Annotated in this window: 20 protein-coding genes and 1 tRNA gene; 19 read left to right on the top strand and 2 right to left on the bottom strand. The window is 71.0% G+C overall.

The features are described 5' to 3' along the window. Window positions 1-141: 141 nt before the first annotated feature. Both ACIA6A_RS25730 and ACIA6A_RS25725 read right to left on the bottom strand, forming a co-directional pair. Complete coding sequence (locus tag ACIA6A_RS25730; RefSeq protein ID WP_396100410.1) at window positions 142-834, bottom strand: hypothetical protein; 693 nt, start codon at window positions 832-834, stop codon at window positions 142-144. 64 nt (window positions 835-898) lie between these two features. Next, window positions 899-1,519 carry a hypothetical protein gene (locus ACIA6A_RS25725; protein ID WP_396100409.1) on the bottom strand — a complete coding sequence of 207 codons (621 nt, stop codon included), beginning with the start codon at window positions 1,517-1,519 and terminating at the stop codon, window positions 899-901. Window positions 1,520-1,733: 214 nt separating this feature from the next. Here ACIA6A_RS25725 and eno point away from each other — a divergent pair, with 214 nt between their 5' ends. The 19 genes from eno to ACIA6A_RS25630 all read left to right on the top strand — a co-directional run bounded on the left by eno (window position 1,734) and on the right by ACIA6A_RS25630 (window position 16,737). After that, entirely contained in the window at window positions 1,734-3,017 is a 1,284-nt protein-coding gene (gene eno / locus ACIA6A_RS25720; protein WP_396100408.1) for a phosphopyruvate hydratase, read from the top strand. Between the two features lie 110 nt (window positions 3,018-3,127). Beyond that, window positions 3,128-3,751: a septum formation initiator family protein gene (locus tag ACIA6A_RS25715; RefSeq protein ID WP_396100407.1), complete on the top strand. Its 624-nt coding sequence runs from the start codon at window positions 3,128-3,130 to the stop codon at window positions 3,749-3,751. Next, a complete protein-coding gene (locus ACIA6A_RS25710; protein WP_396100406.1) occupies window positions 3,752-4,252 on the top strand; it encodes a DUF501 domain-containing protein in 501 nt (166 codons plus the stop codon). 3 nt (window positions 4,253-4,255) lie between these two features. After that, window positions 4,256-4,759 carry an amino-acid N-acetyltransferase gene (locus ACIA6A_RS25705; RefSeq protein WP_396100405.1) on the top strand — a complete coding sequence of 168 codons (504 nt, stop codon included), beginning with the start codon at window positions 4,256-4,258 and terminating at the stop codon, window positions 4,757-4,759. Between the two features lie 9 nt (window positions 4,760-4,768). Further along, window positions 4,769-5,674 carry an exopolyphosphatase gene (locus tag ACIA6A_RS25700; protein ID WP_396100404.1) on the top strand — a complete coding sequence of 302 codons (906 nt, stop codon included), beginning with the start codon at window positions 4,769-4,771 and terminating at the stop codon, window positions 5,672-5,674. Window positions 5,675-5,744: 70 nt separating this feature from the next. Continuing rightward, complete coding sequence (locus ACIA6A_RS25695; protein WP_396100403.1) at window positions 5,745-6,074, top strand: PadR family transcriptional regulator; 330 nt, start codon at window positions 5,745-5,747, stop codon at window positions 6,072-6,074. Beyond that, the gene (locus tag ACIA6A_RS25690) at window positions 6,071-7,024 is read left to right on the top strand and encodes an HAAS signaling domain-containing protein (protein ID WP_396100402.1); all 954 of its coding nucleotides are present in this window, start codon (window positions 6,071-6,073) and stop codon (window positions 7,022-7,024) included. Before ACIA6A_RS25695 ends, ACIA6A_RS25690 begins: the two co-directional genes overlap by 4 nt. 25 nt (window positions 7,025-7,049) lie before the next feature. Next, entirely contained in the window at window positions 7,050-7,787 is a 738-nt protein-coding gene (locus tag ACIA6A_RS25685; protein ID WP_396100401.1) for a uracil-DNA glycosylase, read from the top strand. Between the two features lie 47 nt (window positions 7,788-7,834). Next, a complete protein-coding gene (locus tag ACIA6A_RS25680) occupies window positions 7,835-8,533 on the top strand; it encodes a DUF4129 domain-containing protein (RefSeq protein ID WP_396100400.1) in 699 nt (232 codons plus the stop codon). Beyond that, a complete protein-coding gene (locus tag ACIA6A_RS25675) occupies window positions 8,530-9,132 on the top strand; it encodes a hypothetical protein (RefSeq protein ID WP_396100399.1) in 603 nt (200 codons plus the stop codon). The genes ACIA6A_RS25680 and ACIA6A_RS25675 overlap by 4 nt, the downstream gene beginning before the upstream one ends. A gap of 37 nt (window positions 9,133-9,169) precedes the next feature. Continuing rightward, on the top strand, window positions 9,170-10,156 hold the full coding sequence (locus tag ACIA6A_RS25670; RefSeq protein ID WP_396100751.1) for an AAA family ATPase: 987 nt from the start codon (window positions 9,170-9,172) through the stop codon (window positions 10,154-10,156). After that, window positions 10,153-11,520: a DUF58 domain-containing protein gene (locus ACIA6A_RS25665; protein ID WP_396100398.1), complete on the top strand. Its 1,368-nt coding sequence runs from the start codon at window positions 10,153-10,155 to the stop codon at window positions 11,518-11,520. The genes ACIA6A_RS25670 and ACIA6A_RS25665 overlap by 4 nt, the downstream gene beginning before the upstream one ends. A gap of 1 nt (window position 11,521) precedes the next feature. Beyond that, window positions 11,522-12,082, top strand: coding sequence for a hypothetical protein (locus ACIA6A_RS25660; protein ID WP_396100397.1), 561 nt, complete (start codon window positions 11,522-11,524; stop codon window positions 12,080-12,082). 127 nt (window positions 12,083-12,209) lie between these two features. Further along, on the top strand, window positions 12,210-13,574 hold the full coding sequence (locus ACIA6A_RS25655) for an NAD(P)/FAD-dependent oxidoreductase (RefSeq protein ID WP_396100396.1): 1,365 nt from the start codon (window positions 12,210-12,212) through the stop codon (window positions 13,572-13,574). 69 nt (window positions 13,575-13,643) lie between these two features. Further along, window positions 13,644-13,725 (top strand) — tRNA-Leu (locus ACIA6A_RS25650). A gap of 44 nt (window positions 13,726-13,769) precedes the next feature. Then, entirely contained in the window at window positions 13,770-14,789 is a 1,020-nt protein-coding gene (locus ACIA6A_RS25645) for a small ribosomal subunit Rsm22 family protein (protein WP_396100395.1), read from the top strand. A gap of 78 nt (window positions 14,790-14,867) precedes the next feature. Then, on the top strand, window positions 14,868-15,689 hold the full coding sequence (locus ACIA6A_RS25640) for a Bax inhibitor-1/YccA family protein (RefSeq protein WP_396100394.1): 822 nt from the start codon (window positions 14,868-14,870) through the stop codon (window positions 15,687-15,689). A gap of 88 nt (window positions 15,690-15,777) precedes the next feature. Continuing rightward, window positions 15,778-16,095, top strand: a complete 318-nt coding sequence (locus ACIA6A_RS25635; RefSeq protein ID WP_396100393.1) for a hypothetical protein — start codon at window positions 15,778-15,780, stop codon at window positions 16,093-16,095. Window positions 16,096-16,134: 39 nt separating this feature from the next. After that, window positions 16,135-16,737, top strand: coding sequence for an HAD family hydrolase (locus tag ACIA6A_RS25630; protein ID WP_396100392.1), 603 nt, complete (start codon window positions 16,135-16,137; stop codon window positions 16,735-16,737). The last annotated feature ends 29 nt before the right edge of the window (window positions 16,738-16,766 follow it).

Here is a 16,766-nt window from a genome sequence, read left to right as displayed (position 1 = left end):
TAGGCAGCGAGGCAGCGAGGCAGCGAGGCAGCGAGGCAGCGAGGCAGCGAGGCAGCGAGGCAGCGAGGCAGCGAGGCAGCGAGGCAGCGAGGCAGCGGGGCAGGAAGCTGGCTGGTGGGCGGCCTTGGACGCGGTGCTGTGTTACTGCCGGTGGTCGATGATTTTTGCTCCGGCGGGGAGCGTGAAGGTGACCTCGGCGATGGTGTCCGAGTAATGGGTCATCGTCATGTCGAAAGGGGCCTGGCCCACGACGCCGCTGAAGCTGCCGAGGATTCCCTCGTTCGTGATGCAGGTGTCGAAGTCGCTGGTGCCCTCGGCGCCGCCGAGTTTGACGCAGGTGGCGTGCCGGCCGGCGATCGTGGTGTCGCGCTGCTCGATCTGTGCTTCCGGGTCCAGGGCGGCCCGGTTGAGCAGGGCCTGGACGGTCGGCGTGGGGACGAGGCCGGGTGCCGTGACGGTGGCGCTGGGCAGGATGGCCGCCGCCGGGGACGGGCTGGTGGGCGCCGGGGTGGTCATGGTGCAGGTGGCCGGGCCGGCGGTGGTTGTGCACTCGGTGACGGTGTCGGCGGTCACGAGTGTCAGGCCGTCCTGGTAGACGTACGCGGTCCGGGCCGGTTGGGGTTCGTGGGCGATGGTCGCTGTCGCTCCGCCGCTGAGCTGGTAGGTCGCCTCGTAGGTGACGTCCGTCGCGTCGGCCAGCTGGGTCGCCATGTCGGTCATGAGGTCGTTGTGGTTGATCCCCGCGGCAGAGGCCTTGTCCAGTTCCGAGCAGCCTGACAGGGCGGCGAGCACGAGGAACGCGGCCGCCGTGCGGCGGAGACGGGAGAAGGGCACGAGCCCACCTTTGCCGATGCCCGCAACCCACGCAAACCAGTAACCGGCCGGTGGCGCGGCGTGGTCAGGCGCGGGTGCGGCTAAGTAGCTGCTGGCGCATGACGTAGCGGCGGATGACGCGGGCCTGGGATTCGTCGGGGGCGAAGACGGCCACGATCTCGACCGACATCGGGCCCGGGGGGACCTGCTGGGGCAGCATGGCGACCCGGGCCGCGGTGGCCGCCAGGTCGACGATCTCGCTGCCGAGCTGGATCCAGAGGCGCAGTTCCTCGCCCTCGGCCACGTTCGTGCCCTCGAAGTGGGCCCGGGCGCTGTGTTCGCTGATGTCGCGGATCCAGCCGTGGGCGTCGTTCCAGCCGGGGCGGCTGAGGATGATCTGCTCGCCACCGCCGCCGCGGACGAAGTGGCGCTGTTGTTCGACGTGCGGTTCGCCGGCGGGTTGCACCTCGACCCGGTTCTCGTCGACCTGGACGACCGCGCACGCCAGGGCGTACCTGCCTCGTGGGGCGGCCGACCAGCGCAGGGTGACCGACGACCCCACGGAGGGCACGGCGGCGAGCGGGGCGGAGAGGGTGAGGCCGGCACCTTCGGCGTGGACCACACGGACACGGGCGGCCTGCTCGTCGTCAGCAGTCATCTCGACGTACGAGCCGGCATCGGGGAGGAGAGCGAGAGAGGTCGTCACGACCGAGGACATCGGCGCCGGGTCCGCCGCCATAAGGCCTGTGCCACTCAAGAACAAGGCCTGAGATGCTCAAGGTGAGCGCAAGCGTACCGAGGAGTTCACGAGGCGCTGCCACCCCCAAGTCACCGGGTCTATACGCTCAAGTACGTGGTCGGCCGCAGGGTCGCGGTCCGAAGGAATTCACCAGTTACTACCTAGAGGAGCGACACGACAGATGGCCACCATTGAAGCGATCGTCGCGCGGGAGATTCTCGACTCGCGGGGCAACCCGACCGTCGAGGTCGAGGTCGGCCTGGACGACGGCACCATCGGCCGCGCCGCGGTCCCGTCCGGGGCCTCCACCGGTGCGTTCGAGGCGATCGAGCTGCGCGACGGTGACAAGGGCCGCTACCTCGGCAAGGGTGTCGAGAAGGCGGTCAGCAACGTCGAGGACAAGATCGCCGACGAGCTGATCGGGTACGAAGCCAGCGAGCAGCGCCTGATCGACGAGAAGATGCTCGACCTGGACGGCACCGCCGACAAGTCCGAGCTCGGCGCGAACGCGATCCTCGGGGTCTCCCTGGCGGTGGCCAAGGCCGCCGCCCAGAGCTCGGTGCTCCCGTTGTTCCGGTACATCGGCGGCCCGAACGCGCACCTGCTGCCGGTGCCGATGATGAACATCCTCAACGGTGGCGCGCACGCCGACTCGAACGTCGACGTGCAGGAATTCATGATCGCGCCGATCGGTGCGCCCAGCTTCCGCGAGGCGCTGCGCACCGGTGCCGAGGTCTACCACGCGCTCAAGTCGGTGCTGAAGAAGAAGGGCCTGTCGACCGGCCTCGGCGACGAGGGTGGCTTCGCGCCGAACCTGCCGACCAACGCCGCCGCCCTGGACCTGATCGCCGAGGCCGTGCAGGCCGCCGGCTTCACCCTGGGTACCGACATCGTGCTGGCGATGGACGTGGCCGCGACCGAGTTCCACAAGGACGGGTCGTACATCTTCGAGGGCTCGCCGAAGTCGACCGAGGAAATGATCAACTACTACGCCAAGCTCGCCGAGGCGTACCCGATCGTCTCCATCGAGGACCCGCTGGACGAGGAGGACTGGGCCGGCTGGACCGCGCTGACCGCGCAGATCGGCAACAAGGTCCAGATCGTCGGCGACGACCTCTTCGTGACGAACCCCACTCGCATCGGCCGGGGCATCGCGGAGAACGCCGCCAACGCGGTCCTGGTGAAGGTCAACCAGATCGGTTCGCTGACCGAGACGCTCGACGCGGTGGACCTCGCGCACCGGGCCGGTTTCAAGACGATGATGAGCCACCGGTCCGGCGAAACCGAGGACGTCACCATCGCCGACCTGGCAGTTGCCGTCGGCAGCGGTCAGATCAAGACCGGTGCCCCGGCACGTTCGGACCGGGTCGCGAAGTACAACCAGCTCCTGCGCATCGAGGAGGAGCTGGGCGACGCCGCCCGGTACGCCGGTGCGGGCGCGTTCCCGCGTTACCGCTCCGCGTAACGCTCTGTCACGAGATCATGGAGTTGTGGCTCCCCGTTTCGTGGGCATAGTGTCCAGGGACAGGTGCCGCAACTCCATGGTCTTTTGGGGAGCGCCGGGGGAGGGCAGGGATGACGCAGCGCCGCAGTCCGGGTGGGCAGGGGCCGTCGCGCCGACCCACCGGCGCAGCTGGCCGCCCGGGTGTTCGTAACGGTGCCCGTCCTTCCCGCACCCTCAACACGGCCTCGACGCGCATCGAGCCGCGTCGTAATCCGGCCGCCCGCGGCACCGGCAGCATCAATCGATCCAGCAGCCGGCCGGCGGCCGCGCGGCGCGCGGCGGCACCGGGTGCGACAAAACGCACCGTAGCGGCCCGCCCCAAAGCGTTCACCGCCCGGGCGACCGTCCTGATCATCGTGCTGGTGACGCTCGCCCTCGCATACACGTACCCGGTCCGCGTCTATCTCGCCCAGGAGTCCCAGATCGCCCAGATGCAGGCCGCCCAGGCCGTGCAGGAGGACGAGATCAAGGGGCTCGAGGAGGAGGCCGAGAAGTGGAAGGACCAGGCTTATGTCGCGATCCAGGTCCGCGAGCGGTTCTTCTACGTCCGGCCCGGTGAGACCCCGCTGCTGGTCTACAACGACCCGGTCGCCGCTCGTGGTGACGCGGGAGGGACCGCGACGGCCGACCCCGGCCGGTGGTACGAGACACTGTGGGGAAGCGTCGCAGCAGCCAATGCAGAATCCCGAAAGTAGATGACGACTCCTTCCGAGACCGATCTCGATACCGTCGCCGCGCAGCTCGGCCGCCGCCCCCGCGGCACCCACGCCATCGCCCACCGGTGCCCCTGCGGCAACCCGGACGTGGTGGAGACCGAACCGCGGCTCGACGACGGCACCCCGTTCCCGACGACGTTCTACCTGACCTGCCCCCGGGCGACGGCCGCGTGCAGCCGCCTGGAGTCCGCCGGTGTCATGCGTGACATGCAGGAGCGGCTCTCCACCGACCCGGAGCTGGCGAAGCGTTACCAGGTCGCCCACGAGGACTACCTGGCCCGCCGTGAGGCACTGGGCCACGTGCCGGAGATCGCCACGATCTCGGCCGGGGGGATGCCCGACCGGGTCAAGTGCCTGCACGTCCAGCTCGGCCACGCGCTCGCCGCGGGCCCGGGCGTCAACCCGTTCGGCGACGAGGTGCGCGCGGCGATCGAGCCGTGGTGGGCCGACGGCCCCTGCGTCGCGCCGGAGGGTGACTGAACCGTGCAGGTCGAGATCCGCCGGGCGCGGACATCGGACGTCAAGGCCATCCGGGCGCTCGTGGACACGTACACGGCGGACCGCCGGCTGCTCAGCAAGGCCACGGTCACCCTGTACGAGAGTGTGCAGGAGTTCTGGGTCGCGGTCGACGCGGAGGACCAGCGCGTGATCGGCTGCGGGGCGCTGCACGTGATGTGGGAGGACCTCGCGGAGATCCGTACGGTCGCGGTGGATCCTGCCTGCCGGGGTTTGCAGATCGGTCACCGGATCGTGTCGGTGCTGCTCGACGTGGCCCGGGAGCTCGGCGTGGCGCGGGTCTTCTGCCTCACGTTCGAGACCCGGTTCTTCGGGTCGTTCGGCTTCACCGAGATTGACGGCGCGCCGGTGCCGCACACTGTCTACGAGCAGCTCCTGCGCTCGTACGACGAGGGTGTCGCCGAGTTCCTCGACCTGGAACGCGTGAAGCCGAATACGCTCGGCAACAGAAGGATGCTGCTGCACCTCTAGGAGAGCTTCGTGCGAGTCGCCGCCATCGACTGCGGTACCAATTCGATCCGTTTACTGATCGCCGATGTGGGCGACGGGCGGCTGAGCGACGTCTCCCGGCGGATGGAGGTCGTCCGGCTGGGCGAGGGGGTGGACCGCACCGGGCGGCTGGCTCCCGAGGCCATCGAGCGAACCCGCAAGGCCCTTCTGGGGTACGCCGCCGAGATCGCCGAACTGGGGGTGTCCCGGGTCCGCATGTGTGCGACCTCGGCCTCACGGGACGCCTCGAACGCCGTCGATTTCCGGGCGATGGTGCGTTCGGTCCTCGGTGTCGACCCAGAGGTCATCTCCGGTGACGAGGAGGCCCGGCTGTCGTTCGCGGGCGCGGTGAACGGTCTGGCCGCCGACCCGCCGTACCTGGTGGTGGACATCGGTGGTGGTTCGACGGAGTTCGTGGTGGGCGCCGACGCGGTGCAGCACGCGATCTCGGTGGACATCGGCTGTGTCCGGATGACCGAGCGGCACCTGCACAGTGACCCGCCGGTCCCGGCCGAGGTCGAGGCCGCGAAGCGGGACATCACCGAGGCGGTGGACCGGGCCCTGGCCGCGGTGCCGGGTTACGAGAACGCGACGCTGGTCGGTCTGGCGGGTTCGGTCACCACGGTGGCGGCGCTGGCCATGCGCCTCCCGGAGTACGACTCGGCGAAGATCCACCACGCGCGGATCCCGTACGACGACGTGGCGGAGGTGGTGACCGGCCTGATGGGCGCGACCGTCGCGGACCGGCGTGAGCTCTCGGTCATGCATCCGGGCCGGGTCGACGTGATCGGTGCCGGTGCGCTCATCCTGCGCGTCATCATGGAGCGCGCGGGCAAGTCGACGGTGATCGTCAGCGAGCACGACATCCTCGACGGCATCGCGTACTCCCTGGCCTGAGAAACGCCCTCCAGGCAGCAGGGGATCTCTTCTTTGACACTACTTCGCATCGCACAGTAGTGTGCATAACGTGGATACGACGCAGCTGCTCAAGGGCGTGCTCGACCTTGCCGTCCTGGCCGCACTGCGCGACGAGGACGGCTACGGCTACGACATCCTCCGGCGGCTGCGCAGCGCCGGGCTGGGGGAGGTCGGCGACGCCAGCGTCTACGGCACGCTGCGCCGGCTGTTCAACGCCGGGCTGCTGACCACCTACGTGGTGCCCAGCGACGAGGGCCCGCACCGCAAGTACTACGCGCTCAATACCGCCGGCCGGACGGAGTTGCAGCGCTCAGGCAAGGTATGGCAAGGCTTCGCCACCACCATGGACGATCTGCTTCGCGAGCGGGAGACAGCGTGAATTCCACGGCTCAGGACGAGATCACCGCGTATGTCTACGCGGTCCGCGCGGCGCTCGGTGACCTGCCCGAGGCGCAGCGTGACGAGCTGCTCGAGGATCTCATCGAGCATCTGACCGAGGTCATGGCGGCCGACGGCGAGGGCTCGCTCACCGACCGGGTCGGCAGCCCCGAGGCGTATGCCGCCGAGCTGCTCGGTACGGCACCCTACGTCGGCGGCTTCCCGGATCCGCCGGCCCGGCCCAGCCCGCTGACCCGGGCCGGCGAATGGGCCGCACCCCGGTTGCGCCACGCCGACACCCGGCTGGGCCCGGTCCTCGGTTACGAGCGGGCCAGCGATTTCGGCCGGCTGCTGCGTCCCGCCTGGTGGGTGCTGCGCGGCTACCTCCTGGCCATGGTCGCCGCCGCCCTGTTCGACAACGGCGACCAGCCGATCGGCCTGCTGCCCCGGGTCGGCGGCAGCGACGCCGTCGCGCTGATCCTGCTCGCCGCCGGGGTGATCGCCTCGATCTGGTTCGGCCGCCGCTCGTGGAAGCTGACGTTCTGGTCGCGCTACGCGCTGTACGCGGGCACGACCGTGCTGGTGGTCGCCGGGCTGGCCGGGTTCACGAGCGCGGACAGCACCACCCGGGACAGCTACTTCTCGAACGTCACCTACAACGATCCGTACAACGGGGTCCAGGACATCTTCGTGTACGACGAGAGCGGCCGGCTGATCAACGGCGCGCGCCTGCTGGACCAGAACGGGCAGCCGATCCAGGTGGGCTCCCCGTACTGCTACGACGAGCAGACGGGCATCGAGAGCACCGGCGAGCTCGGCGTCTACCCGTACTGTCCGTCCGACGCCCCGTTCCGCCTGACGGAAGCCTCCGCGAGCCCGGCCCCTTCCATGAGCCCGGCCCCTTCCACGAGCCCGAACCCGAGCCCGAGCGCGTCCCCCAGCCCCAGCTGACCGGGGCGGGTGCGAAGCTGGTCGGATGCTCAGCCGTACCCCCGAGGACGTCGTCGCCCACGCGGCCGCCGCGCCCGGACTGACCGTGCTCGACGCGGACATCGCGGATTGTTTCGCCTGCCCGCGTCTGGTCACCTGGCGTGAGGAGGTCGCCGCCACGAAGCGTGCCGCCTTCCGGGACCAGACCTACTGGGGACGGCCCCTGCCCGGATTCGGCCCGGCCGGCGCCGAGATCGCGATCCTGGGTCTCGCCCCGGCCGCGCACGGCGGCAACCGCACCGGGCGGATCTTCACCGGCGACCGCTCGGGCGACGTCCTGTTCGCCGCCCTGCACCGCGCCGGCCTGGCCAACCAGCCGACCAGCGTCAGCGCGGACGACGGCCTGACGCTCACCCACACCAGGATCTTCGCGGCGGTCCGCTGCGCGCCGCCGGACAACAAGCCGTTGCCCGCCGAGCGCGACACCTGCGCTCCCTGGCTGCACCGCGAGGTCACCCTCATCAGACCCACACTGCGGGTCGTGGTCGCCCTGGGTGCGTTCGCCTGGGCCGCGTGGTGGCCGGTCCTGCGCCATGTGTACGGACTGAGCGCACCCGTTCCCCGCCCGGTCTTCACCCACGGTGCGCACGTCCGCATACCCGGCGGCCCGGATCTGCTGGGCAGCTATCACGTGTCGCAGCAGAACACGTTCACCGGCCGGTTGACCCCCGCGATGCTGGACGATGTCTTCTCCCGTGCGAAACGGAGCGCGGGCCTGGCATGATTCGGGGCCTGTGGACTTTCCCCCGCGCAAGGAACAAGGCCTGAGCATTGGATCTCGCCGCACTGCGACGCTGGTGGCCGCTGGCCGCCGTCCTCGCGCTGCTCTCCGTCGCCGCCCTCGCGGCCACCCGCTCGGCTCCCCAGCTGGAGCGGTTCAACCCGGATCCGCAGCCCGAGCCGACGACCGCCCCGCTGCTGCCGCCGACCTCGGCCCCGGACGTGGCCCGCAGCAGCGCGCCGGTCGAGGCGGCCAAGGGCCTGCCGGAGTGGGTCGGCACGGCGGCCCTGGTGGTCGTGGTGGTCGCCGGGATCGCCGTGCTCGTGCTGGTCGTCTCGGCGCTGATGCGTGACGTCGCCCGGCGCAAGGGCCGCCGCGGCGGTAAACGGGCGGTCAAGCGCTCGGACGCCCGTACCGCTGAGGATCTTGTCGCCGCGGTCGACGCCGGCCTGCAGGAGCTCTCCGACGGTGACCAGGATCCGCGCCGGGTGGTGATCGCCTGCTGGGTGCGGCTGGAACAGGCCGCGGCGGCGGCCGGCACCCCCCGCCACGCCGGCGACAGCCCGACCGACCTGGTCGCCCGGCTGCTGGCCGAGCAGCGGCTCGACAACGCGGTGCTGACCCCGTTCGCGGACGTCTACCGGCAGGCCCGGTACGCCACCCACACCGTCGACGACCAGATGCGTCAGCAGGCGGGTTCCGCGCTGCAACGACTGCGTGCCGACCTGGGGGCGGGGGTGTCCGCGTGAGCCTCGACGCGAACGGCGGCCTCGCCGACCTGTTCGGCGCGGCGGACGAGCGGTTCACCGTCGAGGAAGCGCCGGAGGCCGTCGAGAAGCCGCGCTCCCGGGTCGGCTGGATCCTGCGCAACACGCTGCTCGTCGCCGCGGCCACCGCGATCACCTTGGCCGTGCTGCGCTCGCAGGGCATCAAGGTGTCGCTGCTGCTGGTCGTGGTCGCGTTCGTGGCGTTGCGGCTGCTCATGTTCGCGGTGTCCGAAGTGGCCCCACCGCCTCTGCCGCGCCGCCGCGCCCGTGGTGGTGAGGAGTCCGGTGACTACCGCTGGTCCGGTGGCGATACCTTGCGCGTGGCGGTCCGCCGCTGGGAGAAGCAACTCGACTGGTCGCAGCACGACGTCGAGCGGTTCTCGCGTATCGTGCTGCCCGCGCTGTCGGAACTCGCGGACGAACGGCTCCGGCTCAAGCACGGGTTCACCCGGGAGTCCGACCCCACCCGCGCGCGGGAGCTGATGGGCGAGCCGCTGTGGCAGTTGCTGAACGAACCGGGACGGCGTGCGCCGAAGGCCCGGGAGCTGTCGGCGTACGTCGACGCTCTGGAGAGGATCTGAGAAGGGTGGATCGGTGACGGACGCGAGCGTGGAGGCGATGGCGCCCTACGAGGTGAGCCGCCTGGCCGGCGCGGTCCTCGACTCGGTCGGCAGCGTGGTGGTCGGCAAGCGGGAATCCCTCGAGCTGGTGCTGGCCGGCATCCTGGCCGGCGGGCACGTGCTGTTGGAGGACCTGCCCGGGCTGGGCAAGACGCTGACCGCCCGCTCGTTCGCGCAGGCGCTCGGCCTGGACTTCCGGCGGTTGCAGTTCACCCCGGACCTGCTGCCCGCCGACGTGACCGGGTCGTTCCTGTACGACCAGCGCAAGGGTGACTTCGCGTTCCGGGCCGGGCCGGTGTTCACCAACATGCTGCTGGCCGACGAGATCAACCGGACGCCGCCGAAGACCCAGGCCGCGCTGCTCGAGGCGATGCAGGAGAAGCAGGTCTCGGTCGAGGGTGTCACCTACCGGCTCGACCCGCCGTTCCACGTGGTCGCCACCGCCAACCCGATCGAGTACGAGGGCACGTATCCGCTGCCGGAGGCCCAGCTCGACCGGTTCATGCTGCGCGTCTCGTTCGGCTACCCGACGCCGGACGAGGAGTGGGACGTCCTGCGCCGGCGCATGTCGCGGCGCCAGGAGGAGGCCCAGCTCACGCCGGTGGTCGACGCCCGCACCCTGATGGCGATGCAGGCCGCGCTGGAGACGGTCGTGGTCGAGGACTCCATCGGCCGCTACATCGTGGCGCTGGCGTCGGCGACCCGGGAACACGCGTCCGCGCTGGTCGGCTCGTCGCCCCGGGGCTCGCTCGCGCTGCTGCTGCTGTCCCGGGCCCGCGCGGTCATGGCCGGCCGGGACTACGTCGTGCCCGAGGACGTCAAGCACTTCGCGGTGCCGGCCCTGGCCCACCGGATCACGCTGCGGCCGGAGATGTGGCTGCGCCGGGTCGATCCCTCGTTCGTGGTCCAGGAGGTGCTGCAGAACGTGCCGGCGCCGGCCAGTGGCGCGCTGCCGACGTACGCGGGCGGATACGCCGAGCAGTGACCGGGACCGAACCGCCGTCGCTGCGCGCCGCGGTGCCTCCCCGGGAGGCCGCGGCCGATGAGGGCTGGGCGCCGCCGGTCTGGGTGCCCACCCGGGCGTTGGGCCGTACGGTGCTGCTGACCGGCCTGTTCCTGGTGCTGGGGGTGGCGCTCGGCCGGGTCGATCTGGTGCTGCTGGCGGCGCCGTTCGCGATCGGCGCCGCGGTGGGCCTGCGCCGCATGCCGCACTCCGCGCCCGAGCTGCGGATCGAGGCGAACGAGGACCACATCGTCGAGGGTGGTGAGGTCGGTGCGGGCCTGACCGTCGCCAACCCGGACGTGATCAATTACGACCTCGTCGTGGTGCGTACCCGCACCTCGCCGTGGCTGGAGCTCGAGGACGCCGACCGGCCGCACGCGATCGCCGTGGCGCCGGACGGCTGGACCGCGGTCGACCTCGCCGGCAGGGCGACGCGCTGGGGCCGCCACGACGTCGGGCCCGCCGCGGCCCGGGTGGCGGCGTGCGGCGGGCTGCTGGCGTGCCGGCCGGTGGTGGTCCCGGCGCGGGGCGTGCGCGTCTATCCGGAGACCGAGCCGTTCGCGGCCACCGAGGCGATGCCCGCGGCCGCCGGGCTGGTCGGCAACCACCGGTCCCGGCGCCCGGGGGAGGGCGGCGAACTGGCCGGGGTGCGCCCGTTCGCACCGGGGGACCGGCTGCGTCGCATCGACTGGCGCGTCTCTCTGCGTACCCGCGATCTGCATGTGGCCTCGACCCTGTCCGACCGCGACGCCGAGGTGCTGCTCCTGCTGGATGTCCTCGGTGAGGCCGGGGTCTCCGGCGGGGTGAAGGGCAAGGCCTCGGTGCTGGACACGACCGTGCGCGCGGCCGCCGCCATCGCGGAGCACTACCTGCAGCGCGGCGACCGGGTGTCGCTGGCCGAGTACGGCGCGACGGCGCGCCGTCTGCGGGCCGCGACGGGCCGCCGCCAGTATCTGACCGTGCTCGAGTGGTTGCTCGACGTGCGGGCCGACACCAGTGGCTGGGAGCCGAACGAGCAGGGCTTCGGCGCCCACAATGTGTCCTCGGACGCGCTCGTGGTGGTGCTGACCCCGCTCGTCGACCCGCGCGCCGCCGACATGCTGGCCGGGCTGGTCAAGACCGGCCGCTACACGGTGGCCGTGGACACGCTGCCGGACGGCGTCCTGCCGCCGCAGCGCGGCCCGTGGACGCCGCTGGCGACCCGGCTGTGGCGGATGGAACGCGAGAACGTGCTGGGCCGGCTGCGCGAGCACGGCGTCCCGGTGGTCGAGTGGGCCGGGGCCGGCAGCCTCGACCTGGTGTTGCGGGACGTCTCGCGGCTCGCCTCCGCACCCCGGGGGCGCTGACATGTCCTTCTTCTCCTCCCGGGCCGCCCTGGTCCGCACCACGGTCTCCCGGGCGACCATGCTGCCGCTGGGCATCCGTTTCGGCATCGGCGTCGTGTTCCTCGGCGCGCTGACGATCGCCTGGCCGGTGTCGCTGGTGGCCGGCCGCGCGCTCATCGCGCTCGCCCTGGTGGCGGTGTATCCGGCGGTCGCGCCCCGGGGCCGGGCCGTGACGTTCGCGGTCCTCGTCGTGGTGGCCGGCTGGATCCTCGACACCACCTGGTACGACGCCCGCATCGCGCTGTGGCGGGTGCTGGCGATCGCGACCCTGACGTACCTCGGGCACACGCTCGCGGCCCTCGCGGCGGTGCTGCCGTACGACGCGATGGTCGGCGGCGAGGTGGTGCTCGCCTGGCTCGGCCGGGCCGGTCTGGTCCTGCTCGGCTCGGCGGTGCTGACCGTCGTCGCGCTGGGCCTGACCTCCGAACTGGCCGGTGGCGCGTTCATCGTCGCGACCCTGGTGGGGCTTGCCGCGGCGATCGCTCTCACCCTGCTCATCGCCCGTTTGCTACGCCGTCCGTGACCGTAGGTTTACAGTGTGTTCTCAGTGAAATGAAACCGAAATCTGATCCCCGGTGTCGGCGGATCCGTAGCTTGTCCTTGGTCACAGTCCGGGGCGTCGAAGCGTCCGGAGAGCGACAATCAAGGACGTGAACCCGCAACGCATCGTGGTGGTAGGCGCAGGGCACGTCGGCCTTTACACCGCACTCCGACTGTCCAAGAAGCTCAACTCGCGCCGGGCCGAGGTCATCGTCATCGACCCTCAGCCCCACATGACGTATCAGCCGTTCCTCCCGGAAGCGGCCGCCGGCAACATCTCGCCGCGGCACTCGGTGGTTCCGCTGCGCCGCGAACTCAAGCGCTGCCGCATCGTCGCGGGCGAAGTCACCAAGATCGAGCACGCCCGCAAGACGGTCACCGTGCAGCCGATCGAGGGCCCGGTCAAGGAGATCGAGTACGACCACATCGTGGTCGCACCGGGCTCCGTGTCGCGTACCCTCCCGATCCCGGGCCTGCGCGAGCACGGCATCGGCCTCAAGACCATCGGTGAGGCCATCTACCTGCGCAACCACATCCTCGACCGGCTCGACGTCGCGGCCGTCACCCCGGATCCCGAGATCCGCAAGGCGTCGCTGACGTTCCTGTTCGTCGGCGGCGGCTTCGCCGGTGCCGAGGCGCTGGGCGAGATGGAGGACGTCGTCCGCGACGGCCTCAAGTACTACCCCGAGCTCAAGCAGGAGGAAGTCCGCTTCATCCTGGTCGAGGCGGCCAACAAGATCCTCCCCGAGGTCGGCCCGCAGATGGGTGCCTACGCGGCCCGCCAGCTGCGCAAGCGCAACATCGACATCCGCCTCGAGACCATCATGAAGTCCTGTGTCGACGGCGAGGTGCACCTCTCCGACGGCGACGTCTTCCGCGCCGAGACCATCGTGTGGACGGCCGGCGTCAAGCCGTCCCCGATGCTCGAGCAGACCGACCTCCCGCGCGGCCCCCGCGGCCACGTCAACTGCCTGCCCACGCTGCAGGTCGTCGACGAGGACGGCAAGGTCCTCGAGGGCGCCTGGTCCGCCGGTGACTGCGCCCAGGTCCCCGACCTGACCAACCCGGGCGGCTGGTGCTCCCCGAGCGCCCAGCACGCGGTCCGTCAGGCCTCGGTCCTCGCCGACAACATCCGCAAGGTCGTCTACGGCGGCACCCCCAAGGACTACAAGCACAAGTACCTCGGCAGCGTCGCGAGCCTCGGCCTGCACAAGGGCGTCGCCAACGTCTACGGCATCAAGGTCAAGGGCTGGCCGGCCTGGATGATGCACCGCCTCTACCACGTGGGACACATCCCGTCCTTCAACCGCAAGGTCCGGGTCGTCGCCGACTGGGCCCTGGCGTCGGTCCTCAAGCGCGAGGTCGTCTCCCTCGGCCAGCTCCACCAGCCCCGCGAGGAGTTCGAGGACGTCACCCCGCCGCTGAACGCTGAGGCGGCCGCCACCACCAAGCCCGTGGGCGCCGCGTCCCGCTGACGGTGTTTTCTGCCCGTCCGGCATCGTGCCGGACGGGCCACACCCGCTACGGTGGCTACCTACGCCCCGGCCCGGGTGGTGGAACGGCAGACACGGCCGCCTTAAAAGCGGCTGCCCAAAAGGCGTGCGGGTTCGAGACCCGCCCCGGGCACCCCTTCCCCGCGCCCGCACCGGTCGGCCCTAAACTCGCCCTCCGTGAGTGCTGAGCTGCCAACCGACCTGCGTGCCGGGCTGATCGCCGAATCCGGGCACGCGTCCGAGGAGCGGATGGCCCAGTCCGTCGGCCGGTTGATCGAGGCCTACCGGTCCGGGCGGCCCGCGACCGCACCGATCCTCGCGACCGGCACGGATGTCGCCGCCTACGCCGCGTACCGGATGCCTGCCACGTTCGCCGCGGTCCGGTCCGCGTTCGCCCAGGTCGCCGCCGCGTATCCGGCGTTCGATCCGCGGACCCAGCTGGACGTCGGTGGGGGCACCGGCGCGGCGAGCTGGGCGGCGGTCGACGCCTTTCCCGGGTTGACCGGCGTCACCGTCCTGGACCAGGTCGCCGACGCCCTCGCGCTGGGCCGGCGGCTGACCGGGAAAGCCGGCGCGCCCGCACTCCGCTCGGCCGTCTGGCAGCAGTGGCAGGCCGCCGGGGCGGGGGAGCTGCCCGCCGCCGACCTCGTGACCGTTTCCTACGTGCTCGGGGAGCTGACCGCGCCGGCCCAGGCCGAGCTGCTGGGGCGGGCGCTGCGGGCGGCCGGCCTGCTGCTGGTCATCGAGCCGGGCACCCCGGCCGGGTACGCGCGGATCCTCGCCGCCCGGCAGGCCATGATCGACCACGGGCTGAGTGTCGTCGCGCCGTGCCCGCATCAGCAGGACTGCCCGTTGTCCGCGGCGTCCGGTGACTGGTGTCACTTCTCCGCTCGCGTCAACCGCTCCGCCCTGCATCGCCGGCTGAAGAACGCCCAACTCGGACATGAGGACGAGAAGTTCTCGTACGTCGCGGGGGTGCGGACCGACGCGCTGAGCGGCCCGGACGGGCGGGTCCTGCGGCACCCCCAGTTCCGCAAAGGCATGGTGACCATGCAGGTGTGCGGGGCCCGGGACGGCGTACAGCAGAAGATCGTCTCGAAGAAGGACGGCCCGCTCTATCGTGCGGCGCGCGATGTCGAGTGGGGTGACGCCTGGCCGCCGTTGTTTTCAGGTCGTTCACAGCTTCCGGAGGCATAACCGCGTCGATAGTGCGCTTACCCTTGGTAAAAGCACGATCCTCGGACGTGCCACCGAACCTCAGGGAGGCTGGACCAAGTGAAGACATCGAACCCGGTGCTCTCGCGCCTCGGCCAAGCGGCCGAGCGGGAGCGCGCGGCCGGATACGGACCCTACGGCCCGCCCGCCCAGCCGGGTTACGGTCAGCCGTACGCCTCGGACCAGGGCTATCCCGCGGCTCCGCCGGCTGTGCGACCCATGACGATCGACGATGTCGTCGTCAAGACCGTGACGCTGCTCGGCATCACCGGCGTCTCCGCCGTCGCGGCCTGGAACCTGGTCCCCGACAGCCTGCTCGGCGCCGTCTGGATCGGTGCCGCGATTGTCGGCCTGGTGCTCGGCCTCGTCATCTCGTTCATGCGGGTCGCCAACCCGGCCCTGGTCGTCGCGTACGCCGTGGTCGAGGGCGGCTTCGTCGGCCTGGTCAGCAAGTTCTTCAACAACATCATGGGTTACCAGGGCATCGTCCTGCAGGCGGTGGTCGCCACGTTCGGCGTCTTCTTCCTGATGGCGTTCCTGTACCGCGCCCGGGTCATCCGCGCGACGCCGAAGTTCACCCGCGGCCTCATCGCGGTCATGGGTGGCCTGTTCCTCGCGATGATGGCCAACTTCGTCCTGTCGCTGTTCGGTGTCAGCACCGGCCTGCGGGAGAACGGCGCGATCGGCATCATCTTCAGCATCGTCTGCATCGTGGTCGCCTCGCTGAGCTTCATCCTGAACTTCGACGAGATCGAGCAGGGCGTGCGGATGGGCCTGCCCCAGAAGTACTCCTGGACCGCCGCGTTCGGCATCCTGGTCGGCCTGATCTGGCTCTACCTCGAGATCCTGCGTCTGCTGAGCTTCCTGCAGAGCGACGACTGATCCTGCCCGACCCGAACGCCCGACCCGAACGCCCGGCCCGCCACATGCGGCCGGGCGTTCGGCGTCTGCGCTTCGATAGGGTCATGGGGTGGGTGCCGATGAATTCCAGACCGCGATGCAGCGCCTGCTCACGCAGGTGGGCCATTGGGAGACCGGGCGCTGGGGGGCCGCCGCCGGCTCCGGCGGGGGCAGCCGCGGCGACCATGTGTACGCCCTGGTCCAGCGACTCGCCGACCATGCCGCCGATGCCGGGCACCACCCTCGCCGGGTCGTGCCGCGCGAGCCGGACATGATCCTGCCCGACCAGCTGCGAGTGATGTCCGACGACCTCCTCGCCGCGGAACCGGCCGCTGAGCTGCTCTCCCGCGCCATGAGCGACATCACCGAGGTCCGCACGGGGCTCTGATGTTGACTCTGCCCCTGGGGCAGGGGCGACCATCGACCCATGACGAACCGAGCGGTCCTCCTCGATATCGGCGGCGTTCTCGAGATCACCCCCGCAACCGGCTACGGCGCCCGCTGGGAGCGCCGGCTGGGCCTCGAGCCCGGCGAGCTGGACGCACGGATGGGTGACCTCTGGGCCGCCGGCGGCATCGGCACGGTCAGCGAGGCAGAGGTCGAGCGCGGGCTCACCGACCGGCTGGGGCTCGACCCGGTCCAGCTCGGGGAGTTCCTGCGCGACCTGTGGGGCGAATACCTGGGGAGCGCCAACGACGAGCTCATCGCGTACGTGACGGGGCTGCGCGGCCGGTGCCGGCTGGGCATCCTCAGCAACAGTTTCGTCGGGGCCCGCGAGCGCGAGGAGGCCGCCTACGGCTTCGGCTCACTCGTCGAGGAAATCCTGTACTCCCACGAGATCGGGCTCGTCAAACCCGACCCCGCGGCGTTCGCGCTCGCCGCCGATCGGCTCCGGACCGCACCCGCCGACATCCTCTTCGTGGACGACGCGCCGGGCAACATCGCCGCCGCCCGCGCGGCCGGCCTGCGAGCAGTCCTCTTCGAGGACAACCAGCGCACCATCGAGTGCGTCGATGCGTTCCTGCGATGAGGTCCGCCGGGCCCGGCGCCCTGTCTGGC

This window comes from Actinoplanes sp. NPDC051494, from assembly GCF_044454705.1.
Classification (GTDB): domain Bacteria; phylum Actinomycetota; class Actinomycetes; order Mycobacteriales; family Micromonosporaceae; genus Actinoplanes.
Note: the sequence above shows the minus strand (reverse complement) of the source record. Positions and strands in the feature narration are given on the sequence as shown.

Excerpts from the sequence above, each read along its gene's own strand:
- eno (WP_396100408.1), top strand. The coding sequence starts at position 1,734 with ATGGCCACCATTGAAGCGATCGTCGCGCGGGAGATTCTCGACTCGCGG.
- ACIA6A_RS25715 (WP_396100407.1), top strand. The coding sequence starts at position 3,128 with ATGACGCAGCGCCGCAGTCCGGGTGGGCAGGGGCCGTCGCGCCGACCC.
- ACIA6A_RS25710 (WP_396100406.1), top strand. The coding sequence starts at position 3,752 with ATGACGACTCCTTCCGAGACCGATCTCGATACCGTCGCCGCGCAGCTC.
- ACIA6A_RS25685 (WP_396100401.1), top strand. The coding sequence starts at position 7,050 with ATGCTCAGCCGTACCCCCGAGGACGTCGTCGCCCACGCGGCCGCCGCG.
- ACIA6A_RS25670 (WP_396100751.1), top strand. The coding sequence starts at position 9,170 with ATGGCGCCCTACGAGGTGAGCCGCCTGGCCGGCGCGGTCCTCGACTCG.
- ACIA6A_RS25660 (WP_396100397.1), top strand. The coding sequence starts at position 11,522 with ATGTCCTTCTTCTCCTCCCGGGCCGCCCTGGTCCGCACCACGGTCTCC.
- ACIA6A_RS25630 (WP_396100392.1), top strand. The coding sequence starts at position 16,135 with ATGACGAACCGAGCGGTCCTCCTCGATATCGGCGGCGTTCTCGAGATC.